Source organism: Paracidovorax wautersii, from assembly GCF_900113035.1.
In the GTDB taxonomy this organism is placed as follows: domain Bacteria; phylum Pseudomonadota; class Gammaproteobacteria; order Burkholderiales; family Burkholderiaceae_C; genus Paracidovorax; species Paracidovorax wautersii.
On record NZ_FONX01000005.1, the window covers coordinates 42,525 to 59,749 of the forward strand.

14 protein-coding genes and 2 tRNA genes are annotated in these 17,225 nt (G+C 70.0%); 7 read left to right on the forward strand and 9 right to left on the reverse strand.

Going from position 1 to position 17,225, the window contains the following annotated elements; genetic code table 11:
* The first annotated feature begins 113 nt into the window (after positions 1 to 113).
* Positions 114 to 2,174, forward strand: a complete 2,061-nt coding sequence (locus BM070_RS09150; protein WP_139222787.1) for a hypothetical protein — start codon at positions 114 to 116, stop codon at positions 2,172 to 2,174.
* Positions 2,175 to 2,275: 101 nt separating this feature from the next.
* On the opposite strand, the gene BM070_RS09155 is transcribed toward BM070_RS09150, so the two are convergent.
* From BM070_RS09155 to BM070_RS09170, 4 genes are read right to left on the reverse strand one after another with little or no spacing between them, the layout of a single operon-like run.
* A complete protein-coding gene (locus BM070_RS09155) occupies positions 2,276 to 3,229 on the reverse strand; it encodes a thiamine phosphate synthase (protein ID WP_092939291.1) in 954 nt (317 codons plus the stop codon).
* On the reverse strand, positions 3,222 to 4,046 hold the full coding sequence (locus BM070_RS09160) for a thiazole synthase (RefSeq protein WP_092939292.1): 825 nt from the start codon (positions 4,044 to 4,046) through the stop codon (positions 3,222 to 3,224). The genes BM070_RS09155 and BM070_RS09160 overlap by 8 nt, the downstream gene beginning before the upstream one ends.
* Before the next feature lie 44 nt (positions 4,047 to 4,090).
* Positions 4,091 to 4,288 (reverse strand): sulfur carrier protein ThiS, encoded by a 198-nt coding sequence (gene thiS / locus BM070_RS09165; protein ID WP_092939293.1) that lies wholly within the window; start codon positions 4,286 to 4,288, stop codon positions 4,091 to 4,093.
* A gap of 14 nt (positions 4,289 to 4,302) precedes the next feature.
* On the reverse strand, positions 4,303 to 5,430 hold the full coding sequence (locus tag BM070_RS09170) for an FAD-dependent oxidoreductase (protein ID WP_092939541.1): 1,128 nt from the start codon (positions 5,428 to 5,430) through the stop codon (positions 4,303 to 4,305).
* A 304-nt stretch (positions 5,431 to 5,734) separates the two neighbouring features.
* On the opposite strand from BM070_RS09170, the gene thiD reads away from it, so the two are divergent.
* The 3 genes from thiD to BM070_RS09185 all read left to right on the forward strand — a co-directional run bounded on the left by thiD (position 5,735) and on the right by BM070_RS09185 (position 11,031).
* The gene (gene thiD / locus BM070_RS09175; protein ID WP_092939294.1) at positions 5,735 to 6,589 is read left to right on the forward strand and encodes a bifunctional hydroxymethylpyrimidine kinase/phosphomethylpyrimidine kinase; all 855 of its coding nucleotides are present in this window, start codon (positions 5,735 to 5,737) and stop codon (positions 6,587 to 6,589) included.
* Between the two features lie 62 nt (positions 6,590 to 6,651).
* Positions 6,652 to 9,858: an error-prone DNA polymerase gene (locus BM070_RS09180; protein WP_092939295.1), complete on the forward strand. Its 3,207-nt coding sequence runs from the start codon at positions 6,652 to 6,654 to the stop codon at positions 9,856 to 9,858.
* A 363-nt stretch (positions 9,859 to 10,221) separates the two neighbouring features.
* Positions 10,222 to 11,031 (forward strand): hypothetical protein, encoded by an 810-nt coding sequence (locus BM070_RS09185; RefSeq protein ID WP_139222788.1) that lies wholly within the window; start codon positions 10,222 to 10,224, stop codon positions 11,029 to 11,031.
* 49 nt (positions 11,032 to 11,080) lie between these two features.
* Here the strand turns inward: BM070_RS09185 and BM070_RS09190 are convergent, their stop codons facing one another.
* A complete protein-coding gene (locus BM070_RS09190) occupies positions 11,081 to 13,465 on the reverse strand; it encodes an AsmA family protein (protein WP_092939297.1) in 2,385 nt (794 codons plus the stop codon).
* 279 nt (positions 13,466 to 13,744) lie between these two features.
* Between BM070_RS09190 and BM070_RS09195 the strand changes: the two genes are divergently transcribed.
* Positions 13,745 to 14,680, forward strand: coding sequence for a pseudouridine synthase (locus BM070_RS09195; RefSeq protein WP_092939298.1), 936 nt, complete (start codon positions 13,745 to 13,747; stop codon positions 14,678 to 14,680).
* A 55-nt stretch (positions 14,681 to 14,735) separates the two neighbouring features.
* On the opposite strand, the gene BM070_RS09200 is transcribed toward BM070_RS09195, so the two are convergent.
* Positions 14,736 to 14,809: transfer RNA gene (locus BM070_RS09200), tRNA-Gly, on the reverse strand.
* A gap of 262 nt (positions 14,810 to 15,071) precedes the next feature.
* Here BM070_RS09200 and BM070_RS09205 point away from each other — a divergent pair.
* On the forward strand, positions 15,072 to 15,632 hold the full coding sequence (locus tag BM070_RS09205; protein ID WP_092939299.1) for a fasciclin domain-containing protein: 561 nt from the start codon (positions 15,072 to 15,074) through the stop codon (positions 15,630 to 15,632).
* Positions 15,633 to 15,816: 184 nt separating this feature from the next.
* On the opposite strand, the gene BM070_RS09210 is transcribed toward BM070_RS09205, so the two are convergent.
* Positions 15,817 to 16,047, reverse strand: a complete 231-nt coding sequence (locus tag BM070_RS09210; protein ID WP_092939300.1) for a hypothetical protein — start codon at positions 16,045 to 16,047, stop codon at positions 15,817 to 15,819.
* A gap of 222 nt (positions 16,048 to 16,269) precedes the next feature.
* Here BM070_RS09210 and BM070_RS09215 point away from each other — a divergent pair, with 222 nt between their 5' ends.
* Positions 16,270 to 16,551, forward strand: a complete 282-nt coding sequence (locus BM070_RS09215) for a DUF2789 domain-containing protein (RefSeq protein ID WP_092939301.1) — start codon at positions 16,270 to 16,272, stop codon at positions 16,549 to 16,551.
* A 106-nt stretch (positions 16,552 to 16,657) separates the two neighbouring features.
* Here BM070_RS09215 and BM070_RS09220 read toward each other — a convergent pair whose 3' ends face one another.
* The gene (locus BM070_RS09220) at positions 16,658 to 16,861 is read right to left on the reverse strand and encodes a hypothetical protein (RefSeq protein ID WP_139222789.1); all 204 of its coding nucleotides are present in this window, start codon (positions 16,859 to 16,861) and stop codon (positions 16,658 to 16,660) included.
* A 183-nt stretch (positions 16,862 to 17,044) separates the two neighbouring features.
* Positions 17,045 to 17,121: transfer RNA gene (locus BM070_RS09225), tRNA-Arg, on the reverse strand.
* Positions 17,122 to 17,225 lie beyond the last annotated feature (104 nt).

Below are 17,225 nucleotides of genomic sequence, written 5' to 3' on the forward strand. Positions count from 1 at the left end.
CTATTGTGAAGATAAGTAACGCAATCGTCGGTGTCAGTCTGGCTGCGGCGGCTTCCAGCGCTGCAGCGTTGTCGCTGGGGAGCAGCCGGGGTGCTGTGGTGCTGGGCACCCCCGTGGATCTGACTTTCAACGTCACTCCCGATCCGGGCAGCGACGTGGCCTCGTCCTGCATCAGCGCCAAGCTGGTCTCGGGCTCGACGCCGGTTTCCGACTCCAAGGTGCAGGTCACGCCCGTGCAGAGCCCCGGCGCGTCGCAGGTGCGGGTGCGTGCGTTCATCACGGCCGATGAGCCCGTGCTCACGGTGACGCTGACGGGCGGCTGCTCCGGCGCCATCACGCGGCAATACACCTTCCTGGCCGAGCTGCCCGAATCGGCGGCCACCGCTTCCGCCTCGTCCGCCGGCAGCCTGCCGCTCGACCTGGCACGTCTCTCGCCGGGCGTGCCGGCCGCTTCGGGTTCCCTGGCCGGTGGATCGGGTACGGGCCGGGCCGGCGCCGGCACGGCTGCGTCTTCTTCCGCCGCGCCGGCCAGGCGCCGCGAGGCCGCACCGCCGCGGGCCTCCCGCGCAGCTGCGCAGGCCGAGCGGCGTGCCTCCGCATCTCCGCGGGGTGGGGCGTCCGCCGCTGCGGAGTCTGCCCGTCCGCGCCTGATCATGGAGCCGCTCGATTCGCTGGGCGGTGCTTGGCTCGACGCTCCGCTGACCTTGCGCACGGCGCAGGAACTGCCCGCGCCGGTGGCTACCACCACCGACGCGCAGCGCGCCGAAGCCGCCGCCCTGTGGCGCGCCTTGAACACGCCGCCCGAAGAGGTGCAGCAGGCCGCCGGCCGCATCACCCAGCTCGAAGCCGCTGCGGCAGGGCAGCGGGCCCAGGTCAATGCCGAGCGCGCCGCGGCCGCCGATCTGCGCCAGCGCCTGGAAACGGTGGAGTCCAGCAGCTTTCCGGCAATCATTGTCTACAGCCTGATCGCCTTGCTGCTGGCGGCGCTGGCGCTCGCCTACTGGCTCTGGAGCCGCGCGCGCCGCGCAGCCGTCAGCGCCTGGGATCATTCCGTGCAGGCCAGCGGCTACGCCGGTGGCGGCGCCATCCTCGCGGGTTCCGAGGGAGCGGAGTCGCTCTCGGTCGAGCCGCATCCGGATGACCGCTGGGCACCGAACGAGGCCCCCGTCGCACCGGCCCCGGCCGCCCCCCGTGCGGCCGTTGCCACGGCTGCCGTGGCAACGGCGGCGGCAGCCGCGGTGGCCGCCGCTCCGGCGCCGGTGGCCCGCCCGGCCCACCACTTCGGCGAAGTCCATCCAGAAGAGCTGTTCGATGTGCAGCAGCAGGCCGAATTCTTCGTGTCCGTCGGCGAGCACGACCAGGCCATCGGCGTGCTGGAGGCCTACATCGCCACGCACGGCGATTCGTCGCCCACCGCCTATCTCGAACTGCTGCGCCTCTTCCATACGCTCAGCCGCGCAGAGGCCTTCAATCAGTTGAGCGAGCGCTTCCAGGCGCTCTTCAATGCGCATGTGCCGGTCTTCAGCGCGTTCCATCGCCAGGGCCGCACGCTGATGGAGTACCCGGAAACGCTCGCCCAGATCGAAGCCATCTGGTCCACCGAGACGGTCGTCGGCCTGATCCAGACCTGCGTGGTGCGCAGCGACGACGCGGCCTGCCCCGAGCCGTTCGACCTCGCTGCCTACGAAGACCTGCTGCTGCTGCTGGCCATCGCGCAGACCACGCCTGCCGGCCAGCGCGGCCTGCCGCCCCCGCGCACCCGCACCACGCCGCAGGCTGCGGCTCCGGGCGCCGAGGCCGCTGCGTTCGCCGCACCGCTGGGCGCCCCTCAGGCTGCCTTGGCCGCAGGTGCTCCAGGCGATGCATCGGATCCGTTCTCTCTGTCGGCCATCGGTATGCAGACGCTGCCGGACATCCACTTCGACTCCCTGGCCGAGGGCCTGTCGCTGGAGCCTCGCGGGCCTTCCGCCAACGCCACGGCCCAGACGCCGGCTCCCGTACCGCAGGCGGAAGATCTGGGGCTGGATCTCGACCTGTCCGCCTTCACGCCCGCGCCGGTGGCCCCAAAGGCGCCGGCCCCCGCTGCCTATCCGAAGGTTCCGAACAGCCCGCTGGACGATCCGTTCGACCTGCATCTCGAACTGGACCCGAAAGGGCCGCGCAAGACCGACTGACGCTCGCCGTCGATCACCTAACGAAAGGGGCCCCGCAGGGCCCCTTTTTCATGGCGGTGTGGGCTGGTGGGCCGCTGGGGCTGCCCCCCATCCCTGTGCGGTCAACGTGCCGGCGGCTGGGCCTGCCCCCGCTCGCGCAGCGCCTGCATCAGCTCGGCGGCGGCCGCCTCAGGATGGGGCGCGTTCACCAGGGCGCGCACCACGGCGATGGAGCCCACGCCGGTGGCCAGCACCTCGGCGAACTGCGGCAGCCCGATGCCGCCGATGGCGACCTGCGGGTAGCCGCGCATCAGCCGCGCGTAGGCCGTGAGGCGTGCCACGCCCTGGGGCACGGTGGCCATCTTCTTGAGCGTGGTGGGAAAGACCGCACCCATGGCCACATAGCTCGGGCTGGCCGCATCGGCGCGCACCATCTCGGCATAGCCGTGGGTGCTGACGCCCAGGCGCAGGCCGGCGTCGCGGATGGCCTGCAGCTGCGCGGGCTGCAGCGCGTCCAGGTCTTCCTGGCCCAGGTGGACGCCGTAGGCGCCGGCGGCGATGGCTTCCTGCCAGTGGTCGTTGATGAAGAGCAGGGCCGAGGTGCCGCGCACGGCCTGCACGGCGGCCTGCACTTCGCGGCGGATGGCATCGGCGTCTTCCGACTTGTAGCGCAGCTGCACCGTGGGCACGCCCGCGCGGGCCATGCGGCCGACCCATTGCGCATCGGGCAGCACGGCGTAGAGGCCCAGGTCCTGCGGGCAGGCGGCGAAGGGTTGGGCGTGCGGACGCGGCTGCAGGCCGAAGTCGGCCGGCTCGTCGGGCCAGCGCGCCGCGTCGAAGCCGCCCAGCCGGCGCGTCTGCGCGGCCCAGGCGCGGGCCAGCGTCTCGGCGTCGTGCGCGATGAAGCCCAGCTGGCTGCAGGCCTGCAGCGCGGCGCGGTGCACAGAGTCGCGGCTCTCGCCGGCCGCCGGCGCGGGCTGCGGCGGAAAGGCTTCGTAGGCGGCGCCGTGCTGCTGCACGATGGCGTCGGCCATGGCTTGCACGGTATCGGGGGCGGTGATGTGTGCTTCAGCCATGGTCGTGGTGCCAGAAGGGGGTACCGAGCACGGGGGTACTGGGCTGGGCGGCGTCCTGCGCCGTCATGGCGCCGGCCGTGCGGGCGGCGCGGCCGGCGGCCACGGCGTCGGCGAAGGCGCCGGCCATGGCGACCGGGTCGGAGGCCAGAGCCACGGCGGTGTTCAGCAGCACGCCGTCATAGCCCCATTCCATGACCTGGCAGGCATGCGAGGGCAGGCCCAGGCCGGCATCGACCAGCATGGGCACGTCGAGCCGCTCGCGCAGCAGCTGCAGCGCATAGGGGTTGACGGGGCCCCGGCCGGTGCCGATGGGCGCGGCCCAGGGCATGACGGCCTGGCAGCCCACGTCCACCAGGCGCTGGCAGAGCACCAGGTCTTCGGTGCAGTAGGGCAGCACCTGGAAGCCGTCGCGGATCAGCTGCTCGGCGGCGGTCACCAGGTTCAGCGTGTCGGGCTGCAGGGTGTAGTCGTCGCCGATGAGTTCGAGCTTGATCCAGGGCGTGCCGAACACCTCGCGCGCCATCTGCGCGGTGGTGACGGCCTCCTGCACGCTGTGGCAGCCGGCGGTGTTGGGCAGCACGGGCACGTCCAGCTGGCGCAGCAGTTCCCAGAAGCTGGCGCCGGTTTCGGCGGCGTTGCTGCCCTGGCGGCGCAGCGACGCGGTGACCATGGCCGGCCTGGCGCGGCGCACGGCGGCCTCCAGCACGGCGGGCGAAGGGTAGCGGGCGGTGCCCAGCAGCAGGCGGCTCTGGAAGGTCTGGCCGTAGAGCACCAGCGCATCGGCCGGTGCGGTCTCGGGAGTGGTGGTGGAGGGCATGGGTGGGCGGTGAAGCGATGAAGGAGCGTGGCGGGCGGAGGGGCTCAGCCCCCGGTCACGGGCGCGATGATCTCCACCCGGTCGCCGTCCTGGAGCGCATGGGCGGCATAGCGGGTGTTGGGCACGAATTGCAGGTTCACGGCCACGGCGAAGGGCGGGCGGGCGCCGGCATGGGCCACGGCGTCGGCCACGGTGGCGGGCGCGGGCAGCTCTGCGGGCTGCTGGTTGATGAAGACGTTCATGGGGCGGTGTTCAGTCAGGCGGGGATGCAGTCGGGTTGGCCGTGCAGCTGCAGCGAAAGATCGAAGCGCGCTGCCAGCGGCGATTCTCCGGTGTCCAGCACCTGCAGCGCGACGTCGAGCAGCGCGGGGGCGATCATGAAGCCGTGGCGGTAGAGGCCGTTCACCTCCAGCACGCCCGGCGCCGTCACGCGCACGGCGGGCAGGTTGTCGGGCAGGGTGGGGCGGCACTGGGTGGCGGCTTCGATGATGCGCGCCTCGGCGAAGCCGCTGTGGACCGCATAGGCCGCGCTCAGCAGCTCCAGCGTGGAGCGCACGCTGGCGGGGGAGAGGTCGTCCGATTCGATCTCGGTGGCGCCGATCACGAAGAGATGGTCTTCCTTGGGCGCGATGTAGATCGGGTAGCGCGGGTGCACGATGCGCGTGGGCCGCTGCAGCGTGACCTCGGGCGCATGCAGGCGCACGACCTCGCCGCGCACGCCGCGCAGCGCCGGCCAGTGCGTGCGGGCGCCCAGGCCCCGGCAGTCGATCACCCAGTCGGGCTGGCCCGGCGTGCCGGGGGCGAAGTCCTGCGGCGAGCGCGGGCTGTGCCAGTGCAGCGCCACCTGCAGCTGCTGCAGCGTCTTTTCGAGCGCGGCCAGCAGCTGGCGGTTGTCCAGCTGGCCTTCGCCGGGCAGGTACATGCCCTGGGCGAAGCGGTTCGCCACGGCGGGCTCCAGCGCGGCCACGCCGACGCTGTCCAGCGGCTGCATGGCGGGCAGATCGGGCTGGGCGGCCTGGTTGCGCTCCAGCGTGGCGCGCAGGCGGGCGGCATCGGCCGCGTCCTGCCGGTGCCAGAGGATGAGCGTGCCGTTCTGCTGGAAGAAGACGGGCGCGGCCAGCTCGGCCAGCAGCGCGGGCCAGCGCGCGAGCGCATGCTGGCCCATGCGGACCACGCCGGGTTCGGTCACCGCGGATTCGGCCAGCGGCGCCAGCATGGCGGCGGCCACGCGCGCGGCGGAGCCTTCGGCGCCCGGGCCGCCGGCGTCGTGCAGGGCCACGCGGTGCCCTTGGCGGGCCAGCGCCACGGCCAGCAGGCGGCCCATGAGGCCGGCGCCCAGCACGGTGATGGAGGCGGATGCGTTGTGGATGAGGGGGGCGGACATCGTCATCGTTCTGGTCGGGCCGTTGCAGGGGCAGACAAAACGGGGGTGATTCCGATGTTGAAACTCCCCACGCCAGCATGACCTGGATCGGGTAGCGGGGCCGGCCATGGCGGCAGGCCCGAGGGTATTTCTCAGTCGCTCGCCATGGGCTTTGCCGTGGCGGGACACCCCTGTTTCGTCCGTGGGGAGGATTACAGCACATCGACATAACCCTGTCGGTTGATCTGCCGCAGGGTCTGCCATGGGACCGCGATGGGGCCGCCATGGCTGATGGCACCGTCCGCATGCCGGATAATTTTTGCCCATGAACCACCACAACAACGAAGCGCGGCCCGCAGGCCGGCGCTATGCGCGCGTGCTGTCCATCGCCGGCTCCGACAGCGGCGGCGGCGCGGGCATCCAGGCCGACCTGAAGACCTTCAGCGCGCTCGGCTGCTACGGCATGACGGCCATCACCGCCATCACCGCGCAGAACACGCAGGGCGTGCGCGGCATCCACGGCATTCCGCCGGAGATGCTGAAGGCGCAGATCAATGCGGTGGTCGAGGACATCGGCGTCGATGCCGTGAAGATCGGCATGCTGCACTCGCCCGAGGTGGTGCACGTGGTGGCCGAGGCCATCCGCGCCCACGGCCTGCCGCATGTGGTGCTGGACCCGGTGATGGTCGCCACCAGCGGCCACCGGCTGATCGCCACCGAGACCGTGGGCGCCATGGTTCAGGAGCTGTTCCCGCTGGCCGAGGTCATCACCCCCAACCTGGACGAGGCCGGCTGGCTGCTGGGCCGGCCGGTCGAAGGCATCGAGGCGCTGGATGCCGCCGCCGACGCGCTGCTGGCCATGGGCGCGCAGGCCGTGCTGCTCAAGGGCGGCCACCTGCCGGGCGACTGGGTGGTCGATGTGCTGGCCTGCACGGGCGGCCAGCGCGAGCGGCTGCAGTCCGCCCGCATCGCCACGCACAACGGCCACGGCACGGGCTGCACCCTGTCGTCGGCCATCGCCTCGCACCTGGCGCTGGGCCTGCCGCTGGCGCAGGCCGTGCAGGCGGCGCGCAGCTACATCCTGGGCGCCATCGCGGCCGGGGCCGACGTGCACACCGGCCGGGGCCACGGCCCGCTCAACCACGGCTACGCGCCGGTGCCGCAGCGCGTGCTGGGCTGAATGAAGCCGGGGCGGCTGGCCCGCCCGCTGCAGCGCCGCGAGGGGCGCGCCACAATGCGGCGGTGCCTGCACTGCCCGACTACGCGGAACTCCACTGCCTCTCCAACTTCAGCTTCCAGCGCGGCGCGTCGCATCCCGCCGAGCTGGTGGAGCGCGCCGCCGAGCGCGGCTATGCGGCGCTGGCACTGACCGACGAGTGCTCGGTGGCCGGCGTGGTGCGCGCCCACACGGCGGCGCTGCGCGTGGGCCTGCCGCTGATCGTGGGGGCCGAGTTCGCCTGGGGGCCGCTGCGCCTGGTGGCACTGGCGCGCGACGTGGAAGGCTGGGGCGGCCTGTGCGAATTCATCACCGCGGCGCGCCGGGCCGCCACGAAGGGCGATTACCGCGTCGATGCGGATTCGCCCTTCGCGCTCCTGCAGGGCTGCGAGCTGCTGCTGGCGCCCGATCGCAGCCACTTTCCCGATGCGGGCGACGAGGCGGTCCTCCGCACCGCTCTGGCCGCCGCGCTCGAATGCCTGCCGCCGCACGGCGCGGGCAGCACCTGGCTGGCGGTGGAGCTGCATCTCTCGCTGGACGACGGCCTTTGGCTGCAGAGCCTGCGCGATGTGGGCGCTGCCCTGGCACTGCCGCTGGTGGCCGCGGGCAACGTCCACATGCACAGCCGCAGCCGCAAGCCGTTGCAGGATGCGATCACCGCCGTGCGCCTGGGCCGGCCGGTGGCCGAATGCGGCTGGGCGCTGCAGGCCAATGCCGAACGCTACCTGCGCCCGCGCGTGCGCCTGGCCAGCATCTACCCGCCCGACCTCACGGCCGCCACGCTCAAGGTGGCGTCGCGCTGCACGTTCGACCTGCGCCAGATCCGCTACCGCTATCCGCTGGAGACAGTGCTGCCCGGCATGACGGCCCAGCAGACCCTGGCCTGGCTGACCTGGGAGGGCGTGCGCGGGCGCCACCCCGAAGGCATTCCGCCGCGCATCGAGGCGCAGATCCACAAGGAGCTGGACCTCATCGCCGACCGCGGCTACGAGATGTACTTCCTCACGGTGCACGACATCGTGCGCTTCGCGCGCAGCCAGGGCATCCTCTGCCAGGGGCGCGGATCGGCGGCCAATTCGGCCGTGTGCTACTACCTCGGCATCACGGCCGTGGACCCTTCGCACTCGCACCTGCTCTTCGAGCGCTTCATCAGCAAGGAGCGCAGCGAGCCGCCCGACATCGACGTGGACTTCGAGCACGACCGGCGCGAGGAAGTCATCCAGTACATCTACGGCAAATACGGCCGCGACCGCGCCGCGATCGCCGCGGTGGTCATCAGCTACCGCACGCGCAGCGCGCTGCGCGACATGGGCCGGGCGCTGGGCGTGGCCCCCGCGCTGATCGACGCCTTCGCCAAGGACCACCACTGGTTCGACGACGACGTGGCCGAAGACCGCTTGCAGGAGCTGGCCGCCGCCTGCGGCACACCGCTGCCCGCGCACACCGCCGCCTACTGGCTGGCGCTGGCGCGCGAACTGCACGGCTTTCCGCGCCACCTGAGCCAGCATGTGGGCGGCTTCGTGCTCACGCAGGGGCCGCTCACGCGGCTGGTGCCGGTGGAGCCGGCCAGCATGGCGGGGCGCTCCATCATCCAGTGGGACAAGGACGATCTGGACGCCATGGGCCTCCTGAAGGTGGACGTGCTGGCCTTGGGGATGCTCAGCGCGCTGCGCCGGGCGCTGGATCTGCGCGCCACGCTGCGCGGCGAGCGCTGGGGCCTGGCCGACATCCCGCGGGAAGACCCCGCCACCTACGACATGATCTGCCGCGCCGATACCGTGGGCGTGTTCCAGATCGAGAGCCGGGCGCAGATGAGCATGCTGCCGCGCCTGAAGCCCCGCAAGCTCTACGACCTGGTGGTGGAAGTCGCCATCGTGCGGCCCGGGCCGGTGCAGGGCGGCATGGTCCATCCCTACCTGCATGCGCGCGAGCGTGAACGCCAGTGGCGGGCGGCGGGCCACACCGAGCCGCTGCCCATCGAGTTCCCGGCGCTGGCCGATGCCCTGGGCCGCACGCTGGGCGTGCCGATCTTCCAGGAGCAGGTGATGCAGATCGCCATGCTGGCGGGCGGCTTCACCCCGGGCGAGGCAGACGACCTGCGCCGCTCCATGGCCGCGTGGCGGCGCAAGGGCGGCGTGCACCGCTTCGAGGATCAGCTGAAGCAGGGCATGCTGGCGCGCGGCTATCCGCAGGAGTTCGCCGACCGCCTCTTCCAGCAGATCCTGGGCTTCGGCGAATACGGCTTTCCCGAAAGCCATGCCTACAGCTTCGCGCTGCTGGCCTATGCCAGCAGCTGGCTCAAGCGGCACGAGCCGGCGGCCTTTCTCTGCGCGCTGCTCAATTCGCAGCCCATGGGCTTCTACAGCCCTTCGCAACTGGTGCAGGACGCCCGCCGCCACGGCGTGCGCGTGCTGCCCATCGACGCATCGCACAGCGACTGGGACAGCACGCTGGAAGAACCGATGGAGCCGCTGCCCGGCGTGGCCCTGCCGCAGCCGGCCGTTCGCCTGGGCCTGCGGCTGGTGGCCGGGCTGGAGACCGCTGCTGCCGCCCGGCTGGTGGTGGCTCGCCATGCGGCACAAGGCGCTTTCGCATCGGTGCAGGACATGGCGCTCGCCGCCCGGCTGGACCGGCAACACCTGCAGGCCCTGGCTGCGGCCGACGCGCTGCGCTCGCTCGCGGGCCACCGCCGCCAGCAGGTCTGGGACGCGGCGGCCCAGCTGCGCGCGCCGCCGCTGCTGCGCGATGCGCCGGTGGAGGAGGAATCGCTCGCGCTGCCCGAAGCGCCCGAGGGCGAAGAGATCCTGTTCGACTACGCCGCCACCGGCCTCACGCTGCGCCGCCACCCGCTGGCGCTGCTGCGCCCGCGCCTGGACCGCTGGCGCCTGTTGAGCGCGCTGCAGCTGCAGGCCGTGCCGCACGGGCGCACGGTGCGGGCCTGCGGCATCGTCACCGTGCGCCAGCGGCCGGGCTCGGCCAAGGGCACGATGTTCGTCACGCTGGAGGATGAAACCGGCACGGTGAACGTCATCGTCTGGCCCGCGCTGGTGGAGCGCTGGCGGGCGCCGCTGCTGCGCTCGCGCCTGCTGGCCGTGCAGGGCCAGTGGCAGAGCACTGTCCCCGAAGGCGGCGGCACGCCCGTGCGTCACCTGGTGGCGCAGCGCTTCCGTGACCTGACGCCGCTGCTGGGCCGCATGGCCCGGGCGCTGGACGGCAGCCGGGATTTCCACTAGCGGTGACCGGGAGTTTCAGGGCACTGGGATTGCTAGCTCGGGGACGGGAGCCGAGCGCATGTGTGTGTGTGTGTGGCGCAGCGTCAGGCCACCGCTGGAGGCAAAGTGGGGTGCTTAGTAACTCATTGCAGTATCTCTGCCTCGCTCGCTTGAAGGGCTGTGGTGGCATGAGTTATCTGCCGCGCTCATTAGAGCAGCCTGGCAGTTGAGTAAAAGCTGCTGTTCAGCGGCCTCATCGTTCACATTACGATTCCAGATCCAACCTGAAGTTAGAACGTGAACACGTTCTTACAGCTTTGGTAAAAGCATTGCCGCTTCGCCGATAACCTGCGCGTCATCTTCAACTCGCAAAGAGAGGGTGACATGCAGAAATGGATCAAAGGACTTCTGGTCGTGGCGGCTGCGACACTGGCGGCTTGCGGCGGTGGAGGTGGTGGCTCCAGCAGCAGTGACGGCAGCGGCGCTGCAGGTGGGAACGGCGGCAGTGGCGCCAGCCCTTCCGCGCAGAAGGCCGACGGCCTCTGGCTGGGCTCTTCCAGCGCCAATCGCGCCGTGAATCTCCTGGTGCTCGACAACGGGACCTACTGGGCGATCTATTCCGCCGTCGGCAAGCCGTCGGTGATCGGCGGTGTGGTGCAAGGTACTTACACCGTGAACGGCAGCAGCTTCGCTTCGTCCGATGGCCGCGATTACAACCTGGAGGGCGACGGCGTGCTCTCCATCTCGTCGATCGTGGGCACCTACCAGCCCCGAAGCTCCTTCAACAGCCAGCTCAACTATGCGAGCGCGGCAGGCAGCGTGACGCTCAATGCGAACTACAGCGCGACCTACGACACGCCGGCCACGCTCTCGGCCGTCACCGGCCGCTTCACCGGCACGTCGGTGAGCCCCGCAGGGCCGGAATCCGTGTCGCTGACCGTGAATGCCTCAGGCGCGATTTCCGGCACCAGCAGCCTGGGCTGCTCCTTCAACGGCACGGTGTCTCCGCGCAATGGCGTGGGCGCGTTCGACGTGTCCATCCGCTACAACGGCGGCGAATGCCTGGCGGGCACCTCCACCCAGAGCGGAGCCGCCTACTTCGACCCGGCGAGCAACCGCCTCTACGTTGCAGGGTTGAACGCCAGCCGCAACAGCGGCTTCGTCTTCGTCGGCACCAAGGCTTCGGGCTCCTGATGCACTGCGGCAGGCCGCTGCGCCTTGTGCGCCGGCCTGCCGTGGCCGTTCAGGGGGCCTTGCCCTTGGCCGGGGGCCGTGCAGCCGCGCCCGCCTTGCCGGCCTTCACCGCATCGCCCGCACGCGCCAGCATGTCGGCGCAGCGTTCATCGTCTTCGGCGGCGGGCACCGTGATGGGCACCAGCGCCAGCGCCACGGGGGCGATGGCGGCAGCGGCGATCGCCGCGCCGGCACGCAGCAACAGCGGGCCGGCTTCCAGGCCCACCCGGGGCTTATCGAAGGTGCCGCGCACGTAGAGCGGCGTGCGCAGCGACAGGAACTTCCAGTTCAGCGATTCGGGCTTGATGCGCAGGTCGAGCTGCTCGTTGCGCAGATCCACCGTGCCGGTGGCTTCCACCAGCGCTTCGTCGGTGCTGAGCTTGACCGAGCGCGCCTGCGCCACGCCGTCCCGCACGGCGAAGTCGGCGACCGCGCAGCGCAGCTTGACTTCCTCGTTCTCCCCGAAGAGCTTGGCCACCACCACGCTGCCCACGTTGAGCGCCGCCAGATCCAGCATCTGCTTGCTGAAGGTGCCGTCCCGGATGTAGAGCCGCGCTTCGCCCGAGCTGCTGCCCAGCATGCGGGCCACCGAATTGCCGGTGGCCGACAGTGCCACGCCACCGTCCAGCCGGCCGAAGCTCTTTTCCATCAGCTCCACCTTCGGGAACAGCGCCGAGAGGCGCAGGCCTTCGACCGAGCCGTTGAGCTGCGTCTTCAGCGGGCCGTCACGGGCATCGAGCACCACGCGCGAATCGATCTTGCCCTGTGCCACGCCGAAGCGCAGCGGAGCGAGCGTGAGCTGGGCGTCCTGCAGCTTGGCGTGCACGCTCAGGTCTTCGATGGGCAGGCTGTCCGGCCGCACGATGCGCTGGCCGGTGAAGGTCAGGTCCAGGTCCATTGCGTTCCAGCGGTCGGTGGCGAAGGGGGAATCAGGCAAGACCTTGCCGGGGCGCTTGGAAGTTCCCTGCTCTGGCCGGCCTTCACCGCTCGGCGCGCCCACCACGGGGCCCAGGTCGGCCAGCCGCAGCTGGCGCGACGTCATCGTGCCCTTGAGCTGGGGGCGGGGTTCGGCGGAGGTGTAGGTCAGGCTGCCCTGCAGGTCGCTTTCGCCCACCGTGCCCTTGAAGTCCTGGTATTGCCAGGTGGCGCTCTTGGGCGCCAGGCTGCCCACCAGATGGCCCCGGGTCTGGAAGGGCGGCGTATTGGGCAGCACGATGCCGGTCAGGTCGTACAGGTCGGCCATGCTGGCGCCCTTGAGCATCACCTGGAAGTCCAGGCCCGACAGATCGGCCGGGTTCGCCAGAATGCCTTCGGCCTCGGCCTGCACGCTGCCGGCGCGCGCGCGGAACCGGATCGGGTAGTTCACCACCTGCTTGCGCAGCGACAGCATCGGCCCGGCCTCGCCCTGGGCCTCGATGCGCGCCTTGGCGTAGCGGCCCTGCAGCGCCAGGCGCACGCCGTAGGGGCTCGCGGCCTGTGCCTTGCCGGCGTTTTCGGCGGCGGGGTCGATGGTGTCGATCCGCGCGCGCAGCGCCAGGTCCTTCTTGCCATCTGCATAGCCCAGCCAGCCCTGGCGAACGATGAGCTGGCCCACGTTCAGATCCCAGGGGTTGTCGCTGCCTGATTCCGACGCGGCGTCATTGTGCTGAGCCTGGAAGGTCCAGTTGTTGGTGCCATCCGCCTTGCGTGCCAGCACCACATCGGGGGCGGTCAGCACCACCGTATCGAGCACCACCTTGCGCGCGAGCAGCGGCCACAGGCGCAGCGTGGCGCTCACGCTGGCCAGCGTGCCCATGGTCTGGGCGCCGCGGGCCGGTGGCGCGGCCGTGTCGGCATGGGCTGTTTCGAGCGACAGGGCGCGTGCGGCATCGGCGGAACGGGCCTGCGCTTGGGCGTCTGCCGAGGCGCTGGAGGCCGGGCCGCTGGCCGCCGTGGCGGGCTGCGAGGCCGCTGCGGTGCGCGCCATGGCCTGTTGGGGAGCGGCCGCTGCCGGCGGCTTGCGGGGCAGGGCCGGCAATTCCTTGTCGCCGCGCGCGGGTTCTTCGGCCACCGTGAAGCCGGGCGGGTTGTCCAGCGTCAATTGCTGGGCCTGGATGGTCACGCCCGGGATCCAGCGGCGCCATCCGGCCTCCAGGGGCTGCGGCCAGTGCCACTTGACCGACAGATCGCCGTTGATGGCGAAGTGGCGGCCCGTGGCCTCGCTGGCCTTGGCGTTGATCCACGGGCGATGCCGGTTCCAGTCCCAGTGCGTGAGCACGATCACTGCGGCGACGGCCAAGGCTGCCACCAGGCCCAGCACGCCGAGCGTCCAGCGCATCAGGCGCCCCGGCGTGTGCGTGGGCGGAGGGGCTGGAGCGGCGTTGTCTTGAGAGGGCGTGGGGGCTGAGGTGGGCATGGAATCATCAATGGGGTGGGGCCGTTGCGAGCCTTTCGGGGGCCGGGGCGCAACGGGGGCGGCAAGGCCTGCAGCCCCTATGCAAGGGCCCGTTGGCTGGATGCTATTGCGGCGCCTGATGCGATGGCGGTATTGGGCCCCGTTTGCCGCGTTTGTCCTACAGGTTTCGTGCAGCGTCGCTTGGGGCGGCGCCATGCGCCTGCAGCGCCCGTGTCTGGGCCGTTGCGTGCTATGGCTTTCATAGTGGCGGAACTGGAAGGCCGCCTACAATCGCCGCGCATGTACAACCGTCAGGATCCCAAGGTTTTGCCCATGCGCGACGGCGTGAGCCCGAGCTGCGTGGCGCTGCCGTCGCAGGGCTCGGGCACGCTGCTCGACTTCCTGGCGCAGCGCCTGCCGGCCGTCACGCGGGCCGAATGGCAGGCTCGCATGCAGGCCGGAGAGGTCGTGGATGAGCATGCCCAGCCCGCCACGCCGGATCGCGCCTTCGTGCCTGGCTTGCGGCTCTACTACTACCGCGAGCTGGCCGAAGAGGCCGCGATTCCTTTCCAGGAGGCCGTGCTGTTCCAGGACGAGCATCTGGTCGTGGCGGACAAGCCGCATTTCCTGCCGGTGGTGCCCACCGGCCCGTATCTGCAGCACACGCTGCTGGTGCGGCTCAAACGCCAGCTGGGCCTGCCCGAGCTGTCGCCGGTCCACCGCATCGACCGGGCGACCGCAGGCCTGGTGCTGTTGTCGGTGCAGCGCGCCACGCGCGGGGCCTACCAGGCGCTGTTCCGCGATCGCATGGTCGGCAAGACCTACGAAGCCATCGCGCCCTGGCGCGAAGACGTCGCCTTTCCGCGCAGCCATGTCAGCCGGGTCGAGGAAAGCCCGCAGTTCTTTCGCATGCACGAAGTGCCAGGCGAGGCCAACACCTGCACGCACATGGAGGTGATCGAGCGCAGCGGCGGCTGGGCGCGCTATCGCCTCTCGCCCGTCACCGGCAAGCGGCACCAGCTGCGCGTGCACATGGCCGCGCTGGGCTTGCCGCTCTGGGGTGACGCTTTCTACCCGGTGGTGAACGATCCGCCGGCTGGCGACTATTCGCGGCCGCTGCAGTTGCTGGCGCGCTCACTGGAATTCACCGACCCGGTCACGGGCGAGCTGCGCCGCTTCGAAAGCCGGCGCGAACTGCTGCCCTTGCAGGCGCTGGAAGCTGCTGGGCCGAAGTGAGTGTGCGGGGATTGGGGAGTTGCCGTGCGGTGGCCGCTGGCACGAGAACGAGAGATGGAGCGGGTGAAGGGAATCGAACCCTCGTATGAAGCTTGGGAAGCTGCCGTTCTACCATTGAACTACACCCGCATCAGCGGCCGGGCCGAGTGCCGGCTGAGTCTGCGAAACCTGCTGGGCCGCAGGTTTGGTGGCGCGATTCTATCCAGATTTGCGGGCCACCCCGCCGTGTGAGCCGGGGCCCGCCCGCGATGTAGGCGAAATGCCCGACGTTCCTCTTTTTGCGGTGTTGCCTGAATCTTTGCAATCCATTGCCCGATGGGCCGCGTAAGAGCCCACAGCTGCCCGGTTCTTCGGGCAGCGACTTTCAGTCAACACACTCAGGAGAACTCACATGACCTTTCGCACGACCGCTCGCATGGCCGCAGCCGGCCTGACCCTGGCTCTTTCCGCCGTGGCCATGCCCTCCATCGCTCAGGTGACCGTGGGTGGCGCGCCGATGTATCCCACCAAGGACATCATCGACAACGCCGTGAATTCGAAGGACCACACCACGCTGGTGGCTGCCGTGAAGGCTGCGGGCCTGGTCGATACGCTGAAGGGCCCGGGCCCGTTCACCGTCTTTGCTCCTACCAACGAAGCCTTCGCCGCACTGCCGGCCGGCACGGTGGACACGTTGCTGAAGCCTGAGAACAAGGCCACGCTGACCAAGGTGCTGACCTATCACGTGGTGCCCGGCAAGTGGGATGCCGCAGCCATCTCCAAGATGATCGCCGACGGCAACGGCTCCGCCAAGATCAAGACCGTGGAAGGTGGCACCCTCACGGCCAAGTCCAGCGGCGGCAAGGTCATGCTGACGGACGAAAAGGGCGGCACGGCCACGGTCACCACCGCGGACGTCTATCAATCGAACGGCGTGATCCACGTGGTGGACAAGGTGCTGCTGCCCAAGTGATCGATCTACCGCAGTTCCGGCGCGCATTGCTGCCGCCGGAGTGGTGAAGGTCAGGCGCCTGCATAGCGGCGCCTGATGCGAAAAGGCCTGCCGTTCCTTGGGGAGCGGCAGGCCTTTTTTCCTTCGGGGTTCAGTGCGGCAGGGCGGGCTGGATGCCACCCTTCAGGCGCCGTGTACCGCGTGCTCACACAGCCCGTTGCTGCGCTTCCATCGTGAACTGCCGGCAGATGTTCAAGCCCGTGGCGGTCAGCTTGAGCGCTCCGCCGTCCCATTCCATCCAGAAGCATTTCACCAGCTCGTCGATCACGTCGTCGCCGATCTGGCCGGCCTGATTGGTCTTCAGCAGATTCTGGATATGAGGCAGGGCGGCTCGCAATTCGCTCTGGCGATCTGCGCTATGGGTTGCGGTTGGCATGGGGCCCTCTCGATGCTGAAACGATCGTGCAGCCTAGCACGCGCAGCCTGCAGGTGCTCATCGTGATGCGTGGCGGCAACAACGCGTGGAGCGCATTCCGAGGGGAGGGGCGTGACGACGCGGGTGGGCGAGCCGCCGGCGTTTGCTGCCTTGTCTTACGCAGGCCGGTTTTGTTTGCCGCTAAGTTGGCGCATTCTTCCAATTTGCACGCAAGGAGCCACCATGATGACCTCGGACCCCACGATGACGAACCTGTTCCTGCAACTGGGCCTGGACGAGAAGGCGGAAGCCATCGACGCCTTCATCCAGTCGCATCAGCTGCCGACGGACGTGGGATTGGTCGAGGCGCCGTTCTGGAACGACTCGCAGCGCCAGTTTTTGGCTGAGCAATGGAAGGCCGATGCGCCCTGGGCGCTGACGGTCGACCAGCTCAGCGAAGCGCTGCACGCCGAAGCGGTGCGCGTGCGAACCGATCTGGAGATGTCGCAGGCGGACGCGGGCTGATAAGCCTCGATTCGGGCCTGCGCAGGGCGCGTGAGGTGCTCGATACTCGCGCGCCTTGAACGCGCCACCTGCAGCCGGTCAGGCTGCAGGGTCACGTCCGGCGGGATCAGCCGTGCACGAGCGGGCTGTGGTACGAGCGGCCGGCCCTCGACAGCAGGGCCAGACGCTCATGGCGCCGCCGCGCTGCCTCGCGCGCGTGCTGCTGGTCTTCTGCCCGGTCTGCGCGGCCGGCTGCAGAAGCCATGGCGAGGAAGGTCGTGCCCAGCAAGAAATAGGCGCCGATGCCAAGGATCATCAGGGTGGGGGTCATGGCCTTGTCTCCTTTATGTGCTATGCCTCAGGTGTACCGCTGATATCAGGTGTACCGCTGATATATGGGCCAAAGCATGAGGATCAACCCGAATTACGGGTTGATGGCCCGTCCGTTTGCGGGTTTGTCAGGAGCCTGCAGGGGCGTGCGTGGAGACGCTGGCTGATGGCCGGCCTGCGTGATTGGCCTGCCCGGAGGGACTCGAACCCCCGACCTATTGCTTAGAAGGCAATTGCTCTATCCAGTTGAGCTACGGGCAGGTGCAGGCAGAAAGCGGCGCGCCGAAAGGAGCGGGATGCTGGCATCCCGTGGCCAAGCCGCATTCGCGGTGAACGCGAGGGTGTGGATGATAACTGCGCCGGCT